The following is a 22,888-nucleotide window of genomic DNA, read 5'->3' as shown; positions in this document are numbered from 1 at the left end:
ACCCGTCGAGCGCAGTGGTCAACGGTCGTTGACTTAGGCTACGGAGATGACCGAACGACAACCTCGATCCGCGACCGCCACCCGGGCTCGCATCCTTGACGCAGCCCGCGCACAATTCGCGGCCGACGGCTACGACCGCACCACCATGCGGTCCGTCGCCGGCACTGCAGGCGTCGACGCGGCCATGGTCGTCCGGTATTTCGGAACCAAGGAAGCGCTGTTCGCCGAAGCCGCCACATTCGTACTCGACATTCCGGATCTGACCGACATCGCACCCGAGAGAATTGCAGAAGTGTTGATGCCCAGGTTCTTTCAGATCTGGGAGGAGGACGGCACATTCCTTGCCTTGATGCGCGCGGCCGCCACCAACGCCGCCGCCGCCGCGGCCATGCAACAGGTGTTCGCCACGCAGGTAGCGCCTGCCCTGGCCGCCGTCACGGTCGACCGGCACGCAGAACGCGCTGCGCTCGTCGGAACCCAGGTACTCGGCCTGGTATTCGCTCGCTACATCCTCCAGGTGTCGCCACTGGCAGGGATGAGCCACGAGCAGTTGGTCCGGTGGGTAGGGCCGACGCTGCGGCGCTACCTCACCGAACCACTCGACCGATAAGGTCAGCTCACCCCGGCACGCACGTCCGGTGCCCCGAGTCGGGCTGCATCGGCAGTGTCGTCATCGGGTTGCTGCTGCGAATCCCGTTCTGCCAGAACACGAAGCCGATAGTGCTCGATCTCCTCGGCAACGTGCTGGTCGTCCCATCCCAGGATAGGTGCCACGAGCCGGGCCACCTCGTCGGCGGCCGCTTCACCACGATCGGGAACCTCGATGGAGATGCGAGTACGACGCGTCAGAATATCTTCGAGGTGCCGCGCGCCTTCATGACTCGCGGCATAGACGGCCTCGACCTTGAGGTACTCCGGCGCACTCTCGAGAGGCTTGCCGAGCTCAGGATCGGCGTCGATGAGATCCAACAACTCACCCATCAGAGTGCCGTACCGACCCAGCAGATGCTCGACGCGTGAGACGCGCATCCCGGTGCGTTCGGCCGTGAGAGCGCGGGAGTTGAACGCACCCAGGTAGCCGTCGGCACCGACCAACGGGATGTCTTCGGTGACACACTTCGGCACTGTGCGCTCGAGTCCGTGTACCGCGGAATCGACTGCATCCTTGGCCATCACTCGGTAGGTGGTGTACTTGCCACCCGCGATGACCGTCAGCCCGCGTACCGGACTGGACACCGCGTGTTCCCGGGAAAGGGTGCTGGTGGAATCGGATTCGCCGAACAGCAACGGACGCAGTCCCGCGTAGACCCCGACGACGTCGGTCCGGTCCAGCGGATCCGCCAGCAACTTGTTCACATGGCCGAGGATGTAGTCGATGTCGCTCTGGCTCGCGGCCGGGTGAGCCAGATCGAGCTTCCAGTCGGTATCGGTTGTCCCGATGATCCAGTGACTGCCCCACGGGATGACGAACAGCAGACTCTTCTCGGTTCGCGTGATGATGCCGGTGGCACTGTTGATGCGATTGCGCGGCACCACCAGGTGCACACCCTTGGATGCGCGAACCTGGAATTGTCCACGCCCACCGACCATCTGCTGCACCTCGTCGGTCCAGACACCCGCCGCGTTGATGACCTGCTTGGCCCGTACCTCGAAGGAGCGGCCCGTTTCGAGGTCGCTGGCCACGACGCCGACAACCTTGTCGTCCTCCCGAAGGAAGCCGGTGACGCGAGTGCTGTTGGCGCACAACGCGCCGTAGGCCGCTGCGGTACGGGCAAGCATCATCGTGTGCCGCGCGTCGTCGACCTGGCCCTCGTAGAACTTCACCGCACCGCGGATCGCCGAACGCTTACCGGACGGGAAGGACTCGAGCGTCTTCTTCTTGCCGAGGTGCTTGTGGTGGCTCGGGACGCCGCGTCCGGCACCCATGACGTCGTAGACGCCGATGCCGAGCCCAACGTACGGACGGTCGATCACCTTCTCCAGCGGATAGATGAACGGCACCGGGCGAGCGAGGTGCGGGCAGAGTTTGTTCAGTACCAGCGAACGCTCCTTCAGCGCCTCGAACACCAACGCGAAGTTGAACTGCTCGAGGTAGCGCAAACCGCCGTGGAACAGCTTGCTGGAGCGGCTGGACGTGCCGGCCGCGTAGTCCCGCGCTTCGAGCAGGCCCACCTTCAATCCGCGAGTCACCGCGTCCAATGCTGTTCCCGCGCCGACGACGCCGCCGCCGATCACCAGGATGTCGAGCTCTTCCGACTCCATCCTCGCCAGCGCATCCGTGCGCGACTGCGGACTCAAAGCCGTTGTGGTGGAACTCATTCTTCATCAACCCAATCGAGAGTACGTGTTACTGCCTTCTTCCAGCCGGCGTACAACTTCGCCCGCTGGTCTTCGTCCATGGACGGGGTCCATGTCTTGTCCTCGGCCCAGTTCTGGCGGATGTCGTCTTCGCTCTCCCAGTACCCGACGGCGAGGCCGGCCGCGTATGCCGCTCCGAGAGCAGTGGTTTCGGCCACGACGGGACGCACCACATCCACGTTCAAGATGTCGGACTGGAACTGCATCAGCAGTTCGTTGACGACCATTCCGCCGTCGACCTTGAGTACCTCGAGATCGACACCGGAGTCGGCGTTCATCGCCTCGATCACCTCACGTGTCTGATATGCGGTGGCTTCGAGTACGGCGCGGGCCAGATGCCCCTTGTTGACGAACCGCGTCAATCCCACGATGGCACCGCGGGCATCCGCGCGCCAGTGCGGAGCGAAGAGTCCGGAGAACGCGGGCACGAAGTACGCGCCGCCGTTGTCGTCCACCGAGCGTGCATCGGTCTCGATGTCCGCGGCGGAGGAGATCATGCCGAGGTTGTCACGCAGCCACTGCACGAGCGAGCCCGTCACGGCGATGGAACCTTCGAGCGCGTACACCGTCGGCTGGTCGCCGATCTTGTAGCAGACCGTGGTCAGCAGTCCGTTCTTGCTCATGACCTTTTCGGTACCGGTGTTGAGCAGCACGAAATTTCCTGTGCCGTAAGTGTTCTTGGCCTCACCGGGAGACAGGCAGGCCTGGCCGAACGTCGCCGCCTGCTGATCGCCCAGAATGCCTGCGATCGGCACTCCACGGAACGGTCCGCGCTCGCGGCCGGTGCCGTACACCTCGGAGCTCGAGCGGATCTCGGGCATCATCGACATCGGGATGTCCATGTCCGCGCAGATGCTCTCGTCCCACTGCAGGGTGTCGAGATCCATCAGCAGGGTGCGTGAGGCGTTGGTCGGATCGGTGTAGTGCAATCCGCCGTCGGTGCCACCGGTCATGTTCCACAGCACCCAGGTGTCCATGTTGCCGAAACACAGTTCTCCCGCTTCGGCTTTCGCCCGTGCACCGTCGACGTTGTCGAGGATCCACTTGATCTTCGGGCCGGAGAAGTAGGTGGCCAAGGGCAGTCCGGTCTTGGCGGTGTACTTGTTGGCGTCGCCGCCGCCGAGCGCGGTGGCGATGCGATCGGTGCGGGTGTCCTGCCAGACGATGGCGTTGTAGATCGGCTTGCCCGTCTCGCGTTCCCACACCAGCGCCGTCTCACGCTGGTTGGTGATGCCGACTGCGGCGATGTCCTCGCGCGTCAGGTCCGCTGCGGCCATGGCACCGGCCGCGACGGCGCGCACGTTGTCCCAAATTTCCGACGCATCGTGCTCGACCCAGCCGGCCTGAGGAAAGATCTGCTTGTGTTCCTTCTGATCGACGGCGACGACGGTGCCCGCGTGATCGAAGATCATGCAGCGTGAGGACGTGGTTCCCTGATCGATCGCGGCGACGTACTTTCCTGCGAACTCGCTCATGGCTTTTCTCCTGTGGTCTGGGTGTCGGCTGGGAGTCGTGATGGCGGCTCGGGCGTCGAACCTTCTTGCTTGCGTAGGTTCTTTCCGATCAGCAGGTCGTACAGGAACACTCCTATCGGTCCGCCTACGAGAGGTCCGACGATCGGGACCCAGAAGTACAGGCCGCCGTATTGATCACGCCACGCTCCACCGTATCCGGTGATGTACGACGCCAGGCGAGGTCCGAAATCTCGGGCCGGATTGATCGCGTATCCAGCGTTGGTGGCCCAGGCGAAGCCGATGGCGACGACGATGAGACCGACGATCAGTGGAGCCATGTTGGCCATGGGTGCGGTGCCGAGCGAATCGGTCACGGCCACGATGAGGAACAGCAGGATCGCGGTGCCGATGATCTGATCGATCAGCGCCGAGGACACGCTGACCGGCAGAGTGCCGTTACCGGGGAGGGTCGAGAAGATCGTCTGGGTGGCCGTGGTGTGTCCCGGGTCCACCGCATTGATCATGTCGTTGTAGTTCCAGCGCACCAGCAGCGCGGCCACGAAGGCGCCTGCGGTCTGCGCGAGGATGTACGGCGCAACCATCTTCCAGCTGAATCCGCGGAAGAGTGCGAAGGTGATCGTCACCGCAGGGTTGAGGTGCGCGCCGGTGATGCGACCCGCAACGTAGATGCCGAACATCACGCCCAGCCCCCACGCCCAGGCAATCGAGTCGTGGTCTCCGAGACTTCCCGATTCACCCCCCGAGACGACCTGCGCGACGACGCCGACGCCGAACAGAATGAGAATCATGGTTCCGGCGAACTCGGCAGCCATGTGCGCCGGCAGTCCCCATTCCGGTTCCTTACGAGCCATTGTGTAGCCTCCGCAAAGTTGGTGATGCACGCCACATTGCGTGCTGTTTGCCACGGTAGACGCCCTGCACTGCGTTGCACAGCTGATGCACATATGTGCAATTCGGTCGTACACTGGTGCCGGTGACGGACCCCGGCATCACTCCCGAATCCGACCTGCGGACCGGCCACGCCACCCAGGCCGCCCGGCTGTACTACTTCCAGGACATGACGATGGCGGCAATCGGCCGTGAGCTGGGAGTCTCTCGTTCGACAGTCTCACGACTGATCACCTTCGCGCGGGCGTCGGGACTGGTGGAGATCAAGATCTCCACACCGCTCGGGCAGGCACCGCGGATCGAGCGCGCATTCGCCGACCTGTACGACATCCGTGCACACGTCGTCCCGGTCTCGGAGACGGTGGACGAATTGCAGCGCCTCGATCGCGTCGCGACGTTCGCCGGTCGATTGCTGACATCGTTCTTCGAGTCCGACATGGTGATGGGCGTTGCCTGGGGAACCACAGTCAGCGCCGTCAGCCGCAAGCTGGCACCCAAGAGAACCCACAACTCGACCGTCGTGCAGCTCAACGGAGCGGCCAACACCCGCACCACCGGAGTCTCCTACGCAACCGACATCATCAGAACTTTTGCCGACGCCTACGGCGCTGTGGCACAGGGTTTTCCGGTCCCGGCATTCTTCGATTACCCCGAGACCCGCCGACATCTGTGGCGTGAACGCAGCATCAAGCGAGTACTCGAGCTGCAGGATCGGATGAACCTGGCCGTGTTCAGCATCGGCGTCATGAGCGGAGCCGTGCCGAGCCACGTGTACAGCGCCGGCTACCTCGAACCCGAGGACGGTGCCGAACTCCGACGTGACGGCGTGGTCGGCGACATCGCCACCGTGTTCCTACGCTCCGACGGCAGTTACGACCGCATCGCGTTGAACCACAGATCCAGCGGGCCGAGCCTCGACCGACTCAAAGCCGTTCCGCGCCGGGTCGCGATCGTGGCCGGGGAATCCAAACTCGACGCCCTCACCGCGGCCCTGCGCGGTGGTCTGATCACCGATCTGGTGATCGACGACATCAGCGCAGCGAACCTGGTGCTGCGCTCACGCCGGCCGTGAGTGATTCGGCGCGCTGTACGACGTCATAGGACTCGATGTCGAATGTGCGTAACTGCTTTCGGAATCGAAAGCTGAAATCGGGCCACAGCGCCACGTTTCGCCCGGTGCTGTCCAGGAACCAACTTCGACATCCACCGGTCACCCAGACACTCTTGCTCATCTTGCGCTGGAGATCGCTGTTGTAGCGTTCCTGCACCTCCGGACGCACCTCGACGCTGGCAATCTGCTGATCCTGCACAGCGGCTACCGCGTCGACTATGTACTCGATCTGCGACTCGATCATGTAGATGGCCGAGGAGTAGCCCAGCCCGGAATTCGGCCCGAGGATGACGAACATGTTCGGGAACCCGGCTACGGCGGTGCCCTTGTACGCCGAAACTCCCCGTTCCGCATACAACTCGGCCAACGTTCGACCGGCCCGGCCGCGAAAGAGATCGAACGCCGGCGAGTCGGTGATGCGAAAGCCGGTGGCCACCACGATCGCATCGACCGGACACACAGTGCCGTCGGCCGTCACGATCGAATCCTTCTGCACGCCGGCAATTCCGGAGGTGACGACATCGACGTTCTCGCGACCGAGGGCCGGATAGTATTCGTTCGAGGACAACATCCGCTGGCATCCGACACGATATTCGGGAGTGACCCGAGCTCGCAGGGCGCGGTCTCGAACCTCGATCCTCATCTTGACCGCCGCGATCAGTCCGAGGCCGACGGTCGCCGGGGGAAACTTGATGAGCACGATCGCGTAGATCTCTCGCAGCAGATAGAGAATCGACCGAAAGGCACTGGTGAGACCGGGAACTCGACGAAAGGCAAACCTCTCGAGCGTGCTGTACTTTCGGAGCAGCCTCGGGAAGATCCACGGTGCCGTCCGCTGAAATACGTCGAGATGAGCGACCGTGCTCGCAATTGCGGGAACGATCTGAATGGCCGATGCTCCGGTACCGATCACCGCCACCCGTTTGTGTGCGAGGTCGATGGTGTGGTCCCACTGCGCCGAGTGGAAGACGGGGCCGTCGAAACGGTCGAGCCCCTCGATGTCGGGCATGTTCGGCTCGCACAGTGCACCCATGGCCGAGACGACTACCTTCGCACTGATCGGTCCGCGGGTTGTGGCCAGCACCCAGCGCGACGTCGATTCGTCCCAATCGGCTGCGATCAGTTCGTGATCGAAGGAGAACTTCTCTCGAATGTCGTGCCGCTCGGCGACGCCGAGAATGTAGTCCTGGATCTCCGGCTGCGTCGAGAACGATTGCGACCAGTTCGGGTTGTGATCGAACGAGAACGAATACAGATGCGAGGGAACATCGCACGCGGCACCCGGATACGTGTTGTCGCGCCAGGTTCCACCGAAGTCGTTGCCGCGCTCGAGCACGACGAAGTCCTCGATACCCCGCCTGCGCAGTGCCACTGCGAGCCCGATCCCGCCCACACCTCCGCCGATCACCGCAACCTCGACCTCTCGCACAGGGGTCGGCGCAGAATCGGACAGGTGCGGACCAGTTACTTCGGTGTCGTGGACGACCATGGTGTGGAGTCACTTTCGGTAGTGCGTCGAATGGTGTCTTCGGATCGCCCGGTCGCGGCACGTGGTGCCGTTCGGCGTAGCGCGCGCATCGGAGACGGAAAGAACGCCGGTACCCGAGCGGCGTAGGCACGGTACGAACTGCCGAACCTCGCCAGCAAGTCCCGTTCCTCGAGCGCAGTCCCCAGCAGGATGTAGCCGGTGAGACCGGCGGCCCACAGCAAATGGCCGGCCGTCATCTCGCTCGCAGCCCAGAAGGTCAGCAGCAGTCCGGTCATCAACGGGTGACGCACCAACCGATACGGCCCGTGGACCTGCAATCTATCCGCGGTGGCGTCGGGAATCCGGATCACGTACTCGCGGTAGGCCTGTCGCAGGCCCAGCAGGTGAAAGTGGTCGAGCAACAGGGTTGCCGCGTAGACCAGAACCACGCCCAACCAGAAGGCGGAGTCGAGACCACGACCGGCAGCACCGTCGACCGACCAGATCCGGTACGGGATGGGCTGCCAGGCCAGGACGAGAACCCAGACCACCGCGCTCACCATGAAGATGTAGACGGTGCGTTCGAGCGCCTCGGGTACCCGCCGGGTGAGCCACGCCTTGAACGACGGTCGGGCCATCCCCGAGTGCTGCAGGCCGAACAGCGCGATGAGCGCCAGATCGATGGGGATTGCAACCCACGGCGACAGATGCGGTCCGTCGTCGACCGTTTTGGGTAGCAGCCGACCGCCGGAGAAGAGCAACAGCAACGGAACCGTGATTCCGGCGATCACGTACCCGATCAGGGCAACGAGGAAGGGCAGCAGCCGAGCTCGATCGCTCAGCGTCGCGCGAACCTGCTGCCCGGTAGTCAGATCCATGCAAACCAGCGCAGAACTCGCGGCCGTACGGTCCCTGCTTCTATCCTGCTCTCCAGCTTGGCTTTCCAACGCTCACCGTACTTCGCGTCGAGGAACGCGCCCGGGATTGCCAGTCGCCATGCGGACTGGATCGTCATCCAGTACGGAACGATGACTTCCGGCTCCACGTCGCGCATGAACACGAGCTTGTCCGGAATGACACTCCAGTGCACACCGGGATAGCGATGGTGCACACTGTGATACCCCTGATTGAAGATGAAGAAGTTGAGCCAGTTCCCGGCAGTGTTCAGCGACTTGCTCGGGTCGTCCTCGAAGCCTCGGGCAGGGGCATGGGTGAGCCACGCGAAGTACCCGGAATTGACCTGCGTGATCAGGAACGGGATCCAGTAGAACACCACGAACGGACCCGTCCCGGCGAGGTACCAGGTACCGACGATAAAGGTCAGTGCAACAGCGCAATCGAACACGAACTGACGCCGTCGTTTACGTCTGCCGTCCGACACCCCGGTGGCGAACAACTCACGGACCGTGTGCATCTTGACGATCGAGCCGTACCGGATCCAGTATCCGACGGCACCCAGACCGTGCTCCCGACCCTCGGTGGACGTCACGTCTCCCGGGCCGTCGTTGTATCGGTGATGATTGAGCACGTGCACCTCGCGCATCTCGGCCGCCGTCAAGGAGGCAGGGAGGGAACACAGGATGTCCACCACTCGATTGGCCCGGCGCGAGACGAACAGCGGGCGGTGGGTGTGCATGTGCATCACCCCGATGGTCAAGGAGAAGCTCAGCAGGGTCAGGACGAGCACGAGAGGCATCGCGATGTACCAGCGCTGGGCGATCGGTGCGAACAGCCCGAAGGCAAGAAGCCCGAGCCACAGCGCGATGTGGACGAGCGGGCCCACATTCGCCGGATTCTCCAGACGGAAGAGGCGTCTGCTGATCGGATCTTTCGGCTCGCCGGTCGTACCGGTCTCGTTCCGGGGTGTCACCGCAGTCATGGTTGCCTTTCAGAATCGAGTGGGAGATGCGGTGCCATCCGGGACATCGCAGCCGTCTGAAACCGAGTGCCGAGAAGGTGCATGGCGTTGCTGTCGCCGGGGTGCATTCGCTCCAGCGATCCGAACGCGAGGTGGTCGGCGATCATCATCCGGCGGATCTGATCGTCGGGCAGCTCGCCACGCATCGCTCCGGTCGGCAGCCCGTCGACGAGCGCCATTGCCGAGTCCACGACGATCGCCCCCATCGAGGTGCCATGGGAGTGCGCATCGACGCGCGGAAACAGGTTGTCCGGCGACTCTCGACTTCCCTGGGGCGACGAGTCGAGCAGGAACTCGACCGTCGTGTCCACCGACTCACGCAAGCGATCGAGCATGGCCTCCCATCGGCCGGTACCGGTAGCCGCGACCAGGGCGCCGACCAGACGCAGCCTCCTGGAATACGGACTTCGCACTCCCACCGCGCCGCAGAAGAAGGCGGTCGTGGTGATCGACATATAGGCGACGGCCGCCCGAGCACCCTTGCTCCGGATTCGCCGACCGAGATGCGACAACAGAGCGAACGCCCCGAGTGCCGGTGTCAGCAAACGCAATACGATCTCGTGCGTCAACTCGGCACCGGTACCCACTCGGTAGAGCTCGAGTTCCTGATCGCGGAGATCGTTCGCCAGTTGCGCCGCGGCTCCCACACAGTGGGCCAGCTCGGCAACGTCCTCGTTGCCGACGTCCTGATCGTTCTCGCAGATCACCGCGCACGCATGGACCACCACACGTCCGAGCACTCTCTCGCCGTACGTCACCCGCGACATCGGCACGTCGAGATTGTCTGCCATCGCAGTGGCAACGTCGATCAGCAACTCCCGCACCCGCGTACGCCCGGCGGCCGGTAGCCGACCGACCAACGCCCGCACGTCGGTGATCCGTTCGGCGAGAATCGAATCCACCGCGTCGCTCGCACGCAGGATCCGTGCGCGCAACGGGGGTGGCGGAACCGGGTTCTCGCCCACCAGATAGCGGGCCGCCCAGAGCACCGTCGTCGCCGCGCCCTCGGAACCGGAGTAGAGATCCTCGTAGGCGTCGAGTACTCGGCAGGCCAGCACGGCCGCAGTCGATTCGGCGCGCTGCAGCTCCGGCAACAGGTTGATTGCCACGGCCAGATTTCGGGCGGCGGGTATCAAGGCCGATTCGGCGAGTTCTTCCGGCGAACCTGCGCGCACGAGCGCGGCCGGATCGACTGCACGTCGAAGATCCCGAACACCGCGGGCCAGTATCAGCAGACGGTTGGCCTTCACCGGAGCACGACTCGTCGAGCCAGTGCGCGCAAGTGCTCTCGCGCAGGCGAATCGACGAAACACTCGGTCGCGATGCAGGCCTGCCGCGTCGCGGAATCGGCGAACTCACGGGCACTGGCCATCGCTCCGCTGTGCGTCAATGCGGCCTGCAGGTCACGGCTGGACACCGATTCGTCGAGCCACATCGTCCGCGCTTCGGCATCGGTGCACAGCCATTCGATCACGGGCCAGGTGGGCACTCTGCGTTCGAGATCTCCGCAGGCATCCTTACCCAGGTTCGGCCCGCCCTCGATGTCGCGGACGTCGTCCATGATCTGGAATGCCAATGCCAGATGATCTGCGTAGTTCATCAGACTGCGCAGTCCGTCGTCGTCGACTCCGCCTGCTGTACCGCCATAGGCGCAGGCGACTCTGAACAGCGTCCCGGTCTTGGCTCCCGCGACCGCGCGGTAGTGCCTCCTGAGCGCATCGTCGTCGAGATCCGGCGGCAAGGTCTCGATCAACTGACCGTACGAGAGCTCCGACAGCTCATCGAGATACGTCACACCGACGGCGTGCCCGATTCGGGCGAACACCGAAGGGTTGGCGTCGAGCACTCTCGCGACTTCCCGCAGCGCGGTTCCGGCCAGATGGAAGCCCGCGTACGCCGCCACTCGAACACCGAATGCGGCTGCAATGGAATCGTTGTCGCGGCGAAGTACCGACCCGTCACAGATGTCGTCGTGTATCAGAGAGGATTCGTGCAGCATCTCGACCGCCGCCGCGATATCGACGGCGTCGTGCAGCGGCACCGCATGAGCGCCCGGCGCGAGCTGCGCACACGCAAGTACCATCCCGGCACGCACACGCTTTCCCGGTATCGAGAGAACATGATCATAGATCGAGCGAAAAGTGCTGTGTGGCTGGAGAATACGGTTCATCGCGGCGTCGACGTCGCGCAGTTGCGCCGAGATGACGATGACATCCGGCTTGACCGGAGACGCCCATTCCAGACCCATGGCATCAGCAACCATCGACAACACCACTCGAACGTAGAGCGTTGTCAGGCAACATTTTCGATAGAGATATCAGACGTGCGTACGTATCGAAACACACCTGTCTCCGGAATCTTCCGTCCATGAATACTCCCCCGCCGATCGCCCCCTGATCCTGCTGCGCGCCACATTAAGTGACACAGGGCACCGACAGCCAGCCGAGGCAACCGAATGACGCAAAGCCATAGCCAAAACGCACAAACGGTCACGAATGGTTCGTTTTTGTACCTACTGACTGGCCACGATCAAGTTGATCGATTGACGAATTAATAAGCGGTGCTACCCAATTGGGAGAATAGACAATCCTCGTGCGCTCCGACGGCGGCGCCGGCCAAGGGACGACCGAACCACCCGCGGCAGCTACCGAACGCGCCATCGACTCACTCATGACCGCCGCGCCGATACCGTGGGCGACGAGTCCCGGCAGTGCCTGCTGCGGCACCCCGCTCAGCACCACTGTCGCCACGATGCCGAGCCCTGCCAGAGCGTCGACGACCCCCACGCCTACACGATGCGTCGGCGCGAGCACCGCCAACGGAACCGCCGCGTCGAGTTGGTCGAGGGTGCCGACATGTCCTGATCCGGGCGGAAGTGCAAGCACGCGAACGTCATCGGGCAAGTGTTCGTGGACGAGGTCGCTGGGCGCGTCGGAATCGGGAACCACCGCGCAGTCGATCTGCCCCGTCCGAACCTGCGCCAGCGCTTCTGCAGGATCGGCGATCGTCACGACGTCGATTCTCGATCCGGGTCGTGCAGCGACGAATGCCGCGATCAGTTCCGGCGTTGTCGAACGGTCCGACAGTGCGATGCGTACAGTCGGTGCCGCGCCGCCAGGATTCGTCGTCCGGAGTTCGTCGACCACTCGCTCGGCCGCTCGATGGTCGAGTACAGTTCGACGCGCAAGCGGTAGTAGGGCAGCACCTTCGGGGCTCAGAACCAACGTATTGGCCTCACGGCGAAACAACTCGACACCCAGTTCGGTCTCGAGACTTCGCACGGTGCCGGACACCGTCGGTTGGCTTACCCCGAGTGCACGAGCCGCGTTACCGAGTCCATGCTCGTCGACGATGGCCACGAAGCACTCGAGCATCGAAGTGGTGACGTTCACGGCATCAGTGTGAACACTTCGGTGGAGCTGCAGCATCACGGGGGTACGTCGGGTTCCTTCCGGTGTCATCGATCGACGGGACGCGATGGAACTTTCTTCACGACAACTGCGACAGTGCGTTGCGGTCGCCGACGCTGGTTCGATGAGCGGTGCGGCAATCGAACTCGGACTCAGTCCGTCCACTGTCTCGCGCGCTCTCGCCCGATTCGAGGAGCAGACCCACGTAACCGTTTTCGAGCGGCGCGGTATGCGACTCGTGCCGACCGATGCGGGACGGGAAATCGTGCGCGCTGCCCGGCGCGTCGTCGATGATCTGGACCTGTTCGCCGCCCTTGCCGTCGACGCCGCCCTCGGTCGAGTGGGGGCAGTAGTGGTGGCGACTCCTGCCGATGACACCGGGCCCGTTCTGCCGACCATGATCGCGTCGGTGACGCGAGGGCGACCGCGTCTGAATGTGCACATCGCACGCGTCGAGACCGCTACGGCAGCAATGGAATCTCTGCGATCAGGTGCTGCCGAGCTGGCGTTGATTCCGCGCCTTCCCACTCCGCCCGATCTGCTCGGCATCCACGTCGGACGCCAGGAGTTGACACTGATCGTCCCTGCGGCGTGGACGCAGTCGAATGCCCGGATCACCGATCGGCACGGACTCGACTGGTTGGGCGAGTTCCCCTTCATCGCCGGTGTCGTCGAGACCACCAGTGCACATGCGCTGGAACGACTTCGACGCTCGGGCGCTCGACCACACACGGTGCTGACCGGTACGCCGGTTCTGACGATACCGAGCCTGGTGGATGCCGGCGTGGGTGCTGCACTCGTACCGAGTTCGATGCCACTCGACACGTTTGCCCATCTGCGGCCGATCGATCTGACGCCGCCGCTGACGTACTCCATCACCTTGATGCACAGGACCGGCGAGCAATCCCCCGCAACCCGCCAGTTCATCGATTGGGCTCGGTCCGCCACCGGAGAGTGAGCTGCATCTCATATTTCCGACGGTGATATGTGCATCTCACAAGCAGTCGTGCAGTAGTAAGTGTGACGTCATGTACCACTAATGTTCGCGGCATGGTTGACGCTCTCGATCCGTGCTTCCCGTGACCGGCACCCCCTCGCCGCTGCAGAACCGGCTTCTCGGAATTGCCCTCGTGGTACTCATCGTGGTGTTCGTCGGGTGGAGCGTCACGTCGTACAACAAGACATTCGAGGACGTCGTGACCGTCTCCCTCGAGACCGACAGCGTCGGCAACGCGCTCCCCCGCAATGCCGATGTCAAGGTGCGCGGCATGATCGTCGGCGAAGTCCGATCGGCGACGACGACCGATGGCGTCGTGACCTCCGAGTTGGCGATCCAGCCGGACATGGCCGAGATGATTCCGTCGAACGCCACCGCACGGCTTCTCCCGAAGACGCTGTTCGGCGAACGCTACGTATCGCTGATACTCCCGGACGGCGCACCGGCCTCGCCGATCGGTGAGGGCACTGTCCTGAAGCAGGATCGCAGCGGCAATGCCATCGAGGTGGGACAGCTGCTCGACGGCCTGTTGCCGTTGCTCCAAGCCGTGCCGCCGCAGGACCTGTCGAACACGCTCGGGGCGTTGGCGCAGGGTCTGAGCGGTCGCGGCGAGGAACTCGGCCTCACCATCGACCGCCTGGAGAACATCTTCGCCGGGCTCAATACCGAACTTCCCGCAATCCAGCAGGATCTGCGTGGTCTCGCAGACTTCTCGCAGACCTACTCCGATGCGGCCCCAGAGTTGATCAATGCTCTCGACAATCTGCGGACCACCGGCAACACCGTCGTCGAGAAGCGGCCGGCCCTCGAGACGCTCTACGCCTCGGTCACCTCGGCCGCGGGCACGACCGCAGATTTCCTCGACGCCAACTCCGCCGACGTCATCGGACTGGCCGCGAATTCGCGCGAGGCGCTCGAGGTGTTCGCCGAGTTCTCCCCGGCCCTCGGCTGCACCGTTTCACAGTTCGCCGAAGGCGCCAGGCGCGGCAAGGTCCTGCTCGGCGACGGTGACGAGTATCCCGGTATCAACGTTTCGATGCCCCTGGTCAATCCGAAGGGGCGTTACCTGCCCAACCAGGACGAACCGAGGCTGTTCGAGCAGACCCGAGGCCCGAGCTGCTACTCGTCCCTCGATCGCTATGCCGGCGAGTATTTCCCCCAGTATCCGGGCGGTTCACCGAACGACGGCTCGTACCAGGTGCCGACGAGGAACCCCGGGGAACAGAACGTTCCCGTCCTCCCGGCACCACAGCTCTCCCCCGTACCCGCCTCGTACGCCGGCTCGGTCACCGAGCAGCAGACCTTGGCGGTCATCTACGGCGGGGCCACCGGAATCGAGCCCGACGCAGTGCCGTCCTGGACGACGACGGTCGGAGCTCCCGCCCTCAGAGGAACGCAGGTCACCTTCCAGTAGTCCCTACTGATTGAATGGTGCGCAACCCCGTCGACGAGCGCGGCGGGTAACGATTCAGGAGTACATATGTCTGCCGATACGAACGCCGGGTTCTCGATTCAGTCCAGCAACGATGGCCGAGTAGCCGTCATTGCGGTGTCCGGCGAACTCGATATCACCACCGCACCGGCTCTCTCGACCGCCATCCAAGCGCAGATCGAGTCCACGCCCTCGGCCTTGATCATCGATCTGTCCGCCGTCTCGTTCCTGGCCTCGGCCGCGATGACCGTGCTGGCAACAACGCAGAAAAATCACGGAGACGCGGTGGCATTCTCGGTCGTCGCCGACGGACCGACCACCAGCCGTCCGATCAAGCTGATGGGCCTGGACCAGGAATTCGCACTGCATGCCGATCTGGCGTCAGCGCGCGCTGCTCTCGACTGACGAGACTCCCAATGCCATGACGGCCGCGTCGTCGACCAGACCGTCGCCGAAGCTGTTCAGCAGTTTCCGCAAATGGTCGATCAGGACGGCCGGCGCTGCGGGAGCATGCTCGGTTGCGAAATCCAGCAGTGCGCCGTCGTCGTCGTAACGGCCTGTGCCCACCCGAGCCTCGGTGAGGCCGTCCGTGTAGAGCATCAGGGTGTCGCCGGCATCCAGCGTCACCGTGGCCGAGACGAACCGTGCGTTGCGCAGTATTCCCACCAGCTGCCCGCCGGTCATGAGTACGTAGTGCGCGCTGCCATCGGCCCGAATCACGAGCGGCGGCGGATGGCCACCACTGGCCATGCACACCTCGAATCCGTCTGCCGAACGGCTGAGAACACCGAACACAGCCGTACAGAACTGCGCGTTGTTCTCGCGAAATTCTTGACGCAGAACCGAATCGAGGTTGTGCAGAACTGCCACCGGATCGTGGTCGTATACCGCGGCCGCGCGCAACGTGTACCGCGTCAGCGATGTGACGGCTGCGGCCGACGCACCTTTTCCGCACACGTCGCCGAGGAAGAATCCCCACCGGTCGTCGGAGAGCGGAAACAGATCGTAGAAATCGCCGCCCACCTCGTCGCTCGATGCCGCGTGGTAATGAGCAGCCGCGGTCATTCCCGACGGCGGTAGCAGACTCGGCGGCAACAGCGACCGCTGCAGTGTTTTCGCGAGCAGTTCTGCCCGCGTGCGGGATTCGAGCAGTTCACGCTCGTAGGTACGCCGATCCCGGGCATCGAGCGCAGTGATTCGGATCAGCACTGGCGTGCCGGCCTCGTCGGTCTTGACGTTCGCGGTCATGAACACCGGTAGACGTCGACGATCGGCGGTCACCAAATCGAGCGCGATACCGTCGAGCTTGCCGGTCATCCGCAGAATGGGGCCGAAGTGCGTCTCGTAGTGAATGCGTCCACCAGCGGTGAGCAGCTCGGTGAAATCCTTGCCGATCAACGCATCGATCTCGAAGCCGAGCCAACCCGCCAACGTAGCGTTCAGCCTCCCGATTCGCATGTCGGGATAAACGGAGAGGTAGCCGCACGGGGCGTTTTCGTAGAGATCCTCGATGTCGAGGTCGTTGATCACGACGATCTCACGAAGGTCGCAATCGCCTCGGCGGTCTGCTCCGGCACGGTGACGTGGGGGCAGTGCCCGCTGGCGTCGAGCGTCGTCAGGGTGCTGCCGGCAATGTGTTCGTTGACGTACCTACCGACCTGAGGCGGGGCCAGCGAATCCCGCGCGCAGTCGACGATCAGCGTGGGAACGGTCACCGTCGCCAGATCGGCGCGATTGTCGGACAGGAAGGTGGTGCGGGCGAACAGCCGGACGCGAGCCGGATCGGTCCGGCAGAAACTATCGATCCATTCCGCTTCGAGTTCGGGCCTATCCGGCGCATTGACGACGACCGGTGCCATCGACGCGGACCAGCCGAGGTAGTTGCTGTCCAGGGAGTCGAGCAATTCGTCGATGTCCTCGCGGCTGAATCCGCCGCGGTAGTCCCCGTCGTCGATGTACCGAGGAGACGGCACCAGCATCACCAACTTGGAAAAGCGTTCGGGGGCTGCATCGGCCGCAAGCACACCCATCATCGCCGACACGGAGTGACCGACGAACGTGATGTCGTCGAGTTCGAGTTCGTCGGCAATGGCGGCGATATCGCGAGCATAGGCGTCGAGTGTGGAGTAGTCATCGGCATTCCAGGCCGACGGATCCGAAGCACCGGCCCCGACATGGTCGAAGAGCACGATACGGAAGTCTGCGGCCAGAATTGTCGTCAAAGAGCGCCACAGTGTCTGGTCGCAACCGACACCGTGCGCCAGCATCAGCACGGGACCGTCGGGGGCTCCGACGACTCTGACGTTGTTCCTGGTACGTGCGTTCACCCGCACAGTCTGTCATCTGTCGCCGACAGCGGGGAGTGAGACTGCTCCGACCGGGTATCGCATGTACCTACAGAAACGAGATTCATCATGCGAGTACTGGTCACCGGCGCAACCGGATACATCGGGTCTCGGCTGATCCCCGTGCTTCTCGAGCAGGGCCACGAGGTCCACGCAGCGATGCGTGACCCCGCGAAGAAGTCGCGCTTCGCATGGGGTGACCAGGTCACCGCCGTGCATTTCGACCTCGACGAGCACGAGACCTTCGACACCGCGACGTCAGATGTCGACGCTGTCGTCTACCTTGTGCACTCGATGGACGAGGGAGACTTCGTCGAGAAAGATCGCCACGCGGCACAGTCCATGGCCGCCGCAGCCGAACGCAACGGCCTACAACGGATCGTCTACCTCTCCGGTCTCATCCCCGACGACGACACGCCGTTGTCGGATCATCTGCGCTCACGACTACAGGTCGAGGAAACGTTCCTCGACAGCTCCGTCGATGCCACCGTGCTGCGCGCAGCCATCATCCTCGGCTCCGGATCGACGTCCTTCGAGTTGGTTCGACGTATGACCGAGCGGCTGCCGCTCACTCCGATACCGACGTGGATGCGCAGGCAGGTCCAGCCCATTGCCGTCGGCGATGTGGTTGCCATCATCGCTCGCGCCCTCGGCGACACCGCCCGTCCCGGTTCCTTCGACATCGGGGGCACCGAAACGATGAGCTACCCGGAACTGCTGCAGGCGTACGGCAGCGTCGCCGGCCTGCGTCGCGCCCAGATTCCGGTCCCGTTGCTGCCGACCGGATTGGTGGGCCGCGCCGTCGCGATCATCACCGGCATGCCCCCGGGCACGGTGATCTCGTTGGTGGACAGCCTCACTCACGACATGGTGGTACGTCGGGGCAACGCCGCTACGGAAGTGTTCGCCGATCCGGATACGACGCCGATGAAAGTCCGAGAAGCCTTGCAGCGTTCCATCACCGTGGTGGCCGACGAGGGTACCGACGCTCACGCCGATCCCCAGGCTGCCGCCGACACCGATCCCGATTGGGCCGGTGGCGTCGTCGACATCGTCGATGGGCAGGTGCGGCAACGGCCGTCGGGAATTTTGGGCAAGGCCCAATTGGGAGCGACCCGCTAGTCGAGGGCCTCGTAACGATGCGCCCAGGGTGCTGCTCGTTCGATCTGGCCGGCGAGTTGGACGAGCAGCGCTTCTCCACCCAGAGGTGCGGTGAAGTGTGCGCCCATCGGGAGACCGTCCGGTGTCCAGTGCACGGGAAGCGACAGCGCCGGACGTCCGGTGACGTTCGCCAACTGGGTGTACGGAATCCACGAGATGTTGTCGTCGATCATCTGATCGACGATGCCCGTGTATCGCAGGACCCCAGCAGTTCTGCTGCGCAACAACAACTCCGACGCCAGCTGCAGCGGCTTCGCGAGCTCGAACGCGCCGATCTTCGGGGGTAGCTCGGCAAGGGTGGGCGTCAGCAACAGATCGTACGTATCGAAGTACGTTGCCAGCGCGCGCACATGCTTGTGCCGGCCTTCCACCGCCTCGAGGTAGTCGACACCGCTGGCGGATCTGCCCAGCGCAGCCATGATTCGGGTATCACGCTCGAATTTGTCGTCGCCGCAACCGGTTCTGCGCTTGACTTCGTCCATCTCCCAGGCCATGTAGGTGAACCAGGCCAGCAGAAATTCGCGGTTGAGGCTCGTGTCGTCGTACGGCGAGGCATCGAGAAGTTCGACGGTGTGGCCGAGGTCGGTCACAATCTTCGCCGCCTGTTCCATCGCGGCAACAGCCTGCGTGTCCGGCGCTGGATTCACCGACGTGGCCGCATACATTCCGATGCGTAAAGGCTTGGGGTCTTTGTCCGTTCGAGACAGAAACGTGCCATCCGGCCGGGCAGGCGAGTAGCCGGACGTCGCCTCGCCGCCCGCCAGTACGTCGAGCATCGCTGCCGTGTCTCGTACCGACCGCGAGACCACACCCTGTACCGCTGCCCCGTGCATCGCCTCACCGAACGTGGGGCCCGACGGCACCAGTCCGCGGCCCGGCTTGAGTCCGACCAGTCCGCAGCACGCCGCAGGAATGCGAATCGAACCGCCGCCGTCGTTCGCTCCCGCCACCGGGACGATTCCGGCCGCGACCGCCGCAGCGGATCCACCCGAGGAACCACCGGGAGTTCTGCTGTGGTCCCACGGGTTCCGAGTGGGGCCGAACACCGTCGGCTCGGTGATCCCCTTGGCGCCGAATTCCGGGGTGTTCGTCTTTCCGAAGATGACGAGGCCGGCATCGAGCCAGCGCTGCACCACCGTGGAATGCTCGGGCATCGGCTGGTCCGTCAACGAACGGGATCCACTCGCAGTAGGTAACCCGGCGTAGTCCTGCGAGAGATCCTTGATCAGAAACGGCACTCCTGCGAACGGGCCTTCGAGCGTTCCGGTCAGCTGCTCGTCGGCCTGCTCCCGCATCGGACGTACGATCGCGTTGAGAGCCGGGTTCACCGACTTCGCTTGCGCCGATGCACAATCGAGTAGCTCACGGGGCGTGACCTCGCCGTTGGCCACCAGCTCTGCCAGCCCGAGCCCGTCGTACTTCCGATACTCGTCGATACGCATAACGGCCACAGTAACCGAGAACACCTGCTCCACGACTGCGAATTCAGTGTCGGGAATTCGACCCCGGAAGTGGTCGCAGCGCTCCCATCACGAGCAGCGAACATGCGAGAAGACCCGCAACGACGAGCAACGCGTGGAGGACATCACCATGACCGCCGAGGAAACCGATCAGGGGCGGGCCGCCCAGGAAGGCGAAGTATCCGATGGAGGCCACCACACTCACGCGCGCGGCTGCGGCAGCGGGCTCGTCGGCGGCTGCGCTCATGGCAACGGGGAACCCGAGCGAGACGCCCGATCCCCACAGGAATGCGCCCAGAAACGCCAGCGGCACAACCGGACTGAGCACGAACAACAGCACTCCGACCACCGAGACGGCTGCCAATCCTCGGAGTACGACGACTCGACCGTAGCGATCGAGCAATCCGTTACCGAACCACCGCACAGCGGTCATGGCGACCAGAAACGTGGTGAAGGCGAGGGTTCCAGCCACGGCCGACGCATCGTAGCCGTCGATCAATGCGATGTTGAGCCAATCGTTTCCGCTGCCCTCGGCAAACGCGAACGACAAGGCAACGACGCCGATCAGCAGGGTGCGCGGTTCCTTCCACCGCGCGAGGGCGTGCGGCCGCGAGGCGTCGGCCGCCGGCTGTTCGGGTTCGCCATCGGATTCGTTCAGGAAGCTGCGCACTCCCCACGGAATGGTGCAGGCGATCACGGCTGCGACCGTCAGCAGATGCACCGTGACCGAGATGTTCAGCGCCACCATCGCAGTGCCGATCAAGGCTCCCACCACAGTGCCGGCGCTGAAACCCGCGTGGAACCGCGGCATGATCGAGCGCCCGAGCCGACGTTCGGCCACCGCACCGTGGACGTTCATGGCGACATCCCATGCACCGTTGGCGAATCCGAGCACGAACAGTCCGATCAGCAACGGCACTACACCCACGAGATAGCCGGTGGCGATGATCGTCAGACCGGCCGCGAGAACGAGGGACATCACGGTGACCGTGAGCCGAGACCCGAAGCGGTTGATGATGATTCCGGACATCGGCAGCGCGAGCAGGGATCCGACTGCGATGGCGAGCAACACGATTCCGAGTTGAGATGAGGTGAGTTCGAGGCGATCGCGCACCTGCGGGATCCGAGAAGCCCAACTGGCGAAGGCGAAGCCGGCCCCGATGAACGCGATATAGGTCGCCCGCACCGCCACGGCCGTGCGCGCCGAGGCGGCGTCGATATCAGACACTGTGAATTACCCTGTTCTCTCGCTGTTCTTCAAGGGTAACGAAGGACAGCGCCAACTCCGCAATGGCCGCCGAACTCGAAGTTATGGATGGATTCCAGGCAGATTCCGTCCATAACTTCGAGTTCGTCAGGTCAGGGGGTCAGAACGGGAACGGATGAGCGTGGTCGCGGACGGTGAGCCACTGCCACTGCGTGAACTCGTCCCAACTGCTCTGAGTTCCGAATCGAGCGCCGTTGCCCGAGGCCCCGGTTCCTCCGAAGGGCGCGTACGCGTCGTTGTTGAGCGTCTGATCGTTGACGTGGACGATTCCTGTGGTCAGGCGGTCGGCCAGATGCCTGCCCCGATCAGCCGATCCGGTCTGGATCGCGGCAACGAGACCGTACTCGGTGTCGTTGGCGACGGCAACAGCCTCGTCCTCGTCGCGCACGACGACGACGGGTGCCACCGGCCCGAAGATCTCTTCCCGGAAAGCCGCCATCGACGACGTCACTCCCGCGAGAACGGTGGGCTCGTAGAACAATTCGCGATGGCTGCCACCGGCGCGAACCTCCGCTCCGGCCGCCACGGTTTCGGAGACGATGCGGTCGACGTTCTTCAGCTGCGTCTCGTTGATCAGCGGTCCGAGTGCTACCTGCTCGGTGAACGGGTTGCCCACCGGAAGGTTCTTCGCCCGAGCAGCAAGGCGATCGAGATACTCGTCTGCGACGGACTCGAGCACGATATGTCGGCCTGCCGTCATGCACACCTGCCCCTGGTGCAGGAACGAACCCCACGCGCCTGCGGAACTGGCCGCCTCCAGATCGGCGTCGTCCAGGACGATCAGTGCGTTGTTGCCGCCGAGTTCGAGGGAGACGCGCTTGAGCGTGCGTCCTGCTGCCTCACCGACTTTCCGGCCGACAGCCGTGGATCCGGTGAACGAGACCATGCCGATGCCCGGATGCTCGGCCACCGCGGCCCCGGGCTCGGCGTCACCCGGCAGCACGTGGAACAGGCCGTCCGGAACTCCGGCCTCTTCGAAGAGCCGCGCGAACGAGACCCCACCGGACACCGCGGTCTGCACGTCCGGCTTGAGGACGACAGCATTGCCGAGGGCCAGAGCAGGAGCAACGGCGCGAATCGACAGAATCTGCGGAAAATTCCACGGACTGATGACTCCGACGACGCCGATCGGCACCCGACGGCCGATGCTGGACCGTCCGGCTTCACTGGTGGGCAGCAGATGGCCGTAGGGCTGAGTGGGCAGCGCCGCCGCTTCCCACAGCTCACTCAGCACGAGACCGACCTCGAACGAAGCCTTTCCCGGTACCGATCCGCCTTCCCGGATGAGCCATTCCTCGAACTCGCCGCGATGGGCCTCGAGCACCTTCGCGATCTCTCGGATCACGGCCGCACGCTCGTGTCCCGGTGTTGCCGCCCACGCCGGCTGCGCGGCGCGAGCCCTGCCGACGGCGTCGTCGACGTCTCCGGCGTTCGCCAGACCGATCTCACCCAAGCTCGTACCGGTGGCCGGTTCGACGGTGCTCGTGGTGCCGCCACCACCATTACGCCAACCGCCACTGTAGATCCGGCCGTGCCAGTCGGTTCCCAACAGAGTGTTGCTCACGCTTGTTCTCTCTTCTCGCTGGTAGTTCAAGGTC

At 64.0% G+C, this 22,888-nt stretch carries 20 protein-coding genes; 6 read left to right on the top strand and 14 right to left on the bottom strand.

Annotated features, from left to right (window positions below):
- Window positions 1-46: 46 nt before the first annotated feature.
- Window positions 47-610 (top strand): TetR family transcriptional regulator, encoded by a 564-nt coding sequence (locus tag CH305_RS10650; RefSeq protein ID WP_032379868.1) that lies wholly within the window; start codon window positions 47-49, stop codon window positions 608-610.
- Window positions 611-612: 2 nt separating this feature from the next.
- On the opposite strand, the gene CH305_RS10645 is transcribed toward CH305_RS10650, so the two are convergent.
- From CH305_RS10645 to CH305_RS10635, 3 genes are read right to left on the bottom strand one after another with little or no spacing between them, the layout of a single operon-like run.
- Complete coding sequence (locus CH305_RS10645) at window positions 613-2,319, bottom strand: glycerol-3-phosphate dehydrogenase/oxidase (protein ID WP_094609197.1); 1,707 nt, start codon at window positions 2,317-2,319, stop codon at window positions 613-615.
- Window positions 2,316-3,833 carry a glycerol kinase GlpK gene (gene glpK, locus CH305_RS10640; protein WP_032379866.1) on the bottom strand — a complete coding sequence of 506 codons (1,518 nt, stop codon included), beginning with the start codon at window positions 3,831-3,833 and terminating at the stop codon, window positions 2,316-2,318. The genes CH305_RS10645 and glpK overlap by 4 nt, the downstream gene beginning before the upstream one ends.
- Window positions 3,830-4,684, bottom strand: coding sequence for an MIP/aquaporin family protein (locus CH305_RS10635; protein WP_032379865.1), 855 nt, complete (start codon window positions 4,682-4,684; stop codon window positions 3,830-3,832). The genes glpK and CH305_RS10635 overlap by 4 nt, the downstream gene beginning before the upstream one ends.
- 122 nt (window positions 4,685-4,806) lie before the next feature.
- Between CH305_RS10635 and CH305_RS10630 the strand changes: the two genes are divergently transcribed.
- On the top strand, window positions 4,807-5,793 hold the full coding sequence (locus tag CH305_RS10630) for a sugar-binding transcriptional regulator (RefSeq protein ID WP_094703710.1): 987 nt from the start codon (window positions 4,807-4,809) through the stop codon (window positions 5,791-5,793).
- On the opposite strand, the gene CH305_RS10625 is transcribed toward CH305_RS10630, so the two are convergent.
- From CH305_RS10625 to CH305_RS10600, 6 genes are all read right to left on the bottom strand, one after another.
- The gene (locus CH305_RS10625; RefSeq protein WP_094703659.1) at window positions 5,753-7,321 is read right to left on the bottom strand and encodes an NAD(P)/FAD-dependent oxidoreductase; all 1,569 of its coding nucleotides are present in this window, start codon (window positions 7,319-7,321) and stop codon (window positions 5,753-5,755) included. The genes CH305_RS10630 and CH305_RS10625 overlap by 41 nt on opposite strands.
- Window positions 7,297-8,178 carry an isoprenylcysteine carboxylmethyltransferase family protein gene (locus CH305_RS10620; RefSeq protein ID WP_094703658.1) on the bottom strand — a complete coding sequence of 294 codons (882 nt, stop codon included), beginning with the start codon at window positions 8,176-8,178 and terminating at the stop codon, window positions 7,297-7,299. The genes CH305_RS10625 and CH305_RS10620 overlap by 25 nt, the downstream gene beginning before the upstream one ends.
- Entirely contained in the window at window positions 8,169-9,179 is a 1,011-nt protein-coding gene (locus CH305_RS10615; RefSeq protein ID WP_094703657.1) for a fatty acid desaturase, read from the bottom strand. The genes CH305_RS10620 and CH305_RS10615 overlap by 10 nt, the downstream gene beginning before the upstream one ends.
- Window positions 9,176-10,468 (bottom strand): hypothetical protein, encoded by a 1,293-nt coding sequence (locus CH305_RS10610; protein ID WP_094703656.1) that lies wholly within the window; start codon window positions 10,466-10,468, stop codon window positions 9,176-9,178. Before CH305_RS10610 ends, CH305_RS10615 begins: the two co-directional genes overlap by 4 nt.
- Window positions 10,465-11,481: a polyprenyl synthetase family protein gene (locus tag CH305_RS10605; protein WP_094703709.1), complete on the bottom strand. Its 1,017-nt coding sequence runs from the start codon at window positions 11,479-11,481 to the stop codon at window positions 10,465-10,467. Before CH305_RS10605 ends, CH305_RS10610 begins: the two co-directional genes overlap by 4 nt.
- Window positions 11,482-11,707: 226 nt before the next feature.
- Window positions 11,708-12,610 (bottom strand): LysR family transcriptional regulator, encoded by a 903-nt coding sequence (locus tag CH305_RS10600; RefSeq protein ID WP_179278260.1) that lies wholly within the window; start codon window positions 12,608-12,610, stop codon window positions 11,708-11,710.
- Window positions 12,611-12,695: 85 nt separating this feature from the next.
- Between CH305_RS10600 and CH305_RS10595 the strand changes: the two genes are divergently transcribed.
- The 3 genes from CH305_RS10595 (at window position 12,696) to CH305_RS10585 (ending at window position 15,462) form a co-directional block, all read left to right on the top strand.
- Complete coding sequence (locus CH305_RS10595; RefSeq protein WP_094703654.1) at window positions 12,696-13,586, top strand: LysR family transcriptional regulator; 891 nt, start codon at window positions 12,696-12,698, stop codon at window positions 13,584-13,586.
- 121 nt (window positions 13,587-13,707) lie between these two features.
- Window positions 13,708-15,039 carry an MCE family protein gene (locus tag CH305_RS10590; RefSeq protein ID WP_094609252.1) on the top strand — a complete coding sequence of 444 codons (1,332 nt, stop codon included), beginning with the start codon at window positions 13,708-13,710 and terminating at the stop codon, window positions 15,037-15,039.
- Window positions 15,040-15,105: 66 nt separating this feature from the next.
- Window positions 15,106-15,462, top strand: a complete 357-nt coding sequence (locus tag CH305_RS10585) for an STAS domain-containing protein (RefSeq protein ID WP_094703653.1) — start codon at window positions 15,106-15,108, stop codon at window positions 15,460-15,462.
- Here the strand turns inward: CH305_RS10585 and CH305_RS10580 are convergent.
- Together CH305_RS10580 and CH305_RS10575 are read right to left on the bottom strand one after the other, a co-directional pair.
- Complete coding sequence (locus CH305_RS10580; protein WP_037155951.1) at window positions 15,439-16,584, bottom strand: SpoIIE family protein phosphatase; 1,146 nt, start codon at window positions 16,582-16,584, stop codon at window positions 15,439-15,441. The genes CH305_RS10585 and CH305_RS10580 overlap by 24 nt on opposite strands.
- Window positions 16,584-17,384 (bottom strand): alpha/beta fold hydrolase, encoded by an 801-nt coding sequence (locus CH305_RS10575; RefSeq protein WP_037154883.1) that lies wholly within the window; start codon window positions 17,382-17,384, stop codon window positions 16,584-16,586. The genes CH305_RS10580 and CH305_RS10575 overlap by 1 nt, the downstream gene beginning before the upstream one ends.
- An 87-nt stretch (window positions 17,385-17,471) precedes the next feature.
- On the opposite strand from CH305_RS10575, the gene CH305_RS10570 reads away from it, so the two are divergent.
- A complete protein-coding gene (locus CH305_RS10570; RefSeq protein ID WP_052058767.1) occupies window positions 17,472-18,524 on the top strand; it encodes an NAD(P)H-binding protein in 1,053 nt (350 codons plus the stop codon).
- Here the strand turns inward: CH305_RS10570 and CH305_RS10565 are convergent.
- The 3 genes from CH305_RS10565 to CH305_RS10555 all read right to left on the bottom strand — a co-directional run bounded on the left by CH305_RS10565 (window position 18,521) and on the right by CH305_RS10555 (window position 22,854).
- A complete protein-coding gene (locus CH305_RS10565) occupies window positions 18,521-20,005 on the bottom strand; it encodes an amidase (RefSeq protein ID WP_094703708.1) in 1,485 nt (494 codons plus the stop codon). The two genes, CH305_RS10570 and CH305_RS10565, sit on opposite strands and share 4 nt — an antisense overlap.
- 43 nt (window positions 20,006-20,048) lie before the next feature.
- Window positions 20,049-21,251, bottom strand: coding sequence for an MFS transporter (locus CH305_RS10560; RefSeq protein ID WP_037154886.1), 1,203 nt, complete (start codon window positions 21,249-21,251; stop codon window positions 20,049-20,051).
- 139 nt (window positions 21,252-21,390) lie between these two features.
- Entirely contained in the window at window positions 21,391-22,854 is a 1,464-nt protein-coding gene (locus CH305_RS10555; protein ID WP_094703652.1) for a benzaldehyde dehydrogenase, read from the bottom strand.
- Between the last annotated feature and the right edge of the window lie 34 nt (window positions 22,855-22,888).

This window comes from Rhodococcus sp. 15-649-2-2, assembly GCF_002258645.1.
Lineage (GTDB): Bacteria > Actinomycetota > Actinomycetes > Mycobacteriales > Mycobacteriaceae > Rhodococcoides.
The sequence above is the reverse complement of the archived record's forward strand: the minus strand, read 5'-3'. Positions and strand labels throughout refer to the sequence as shown.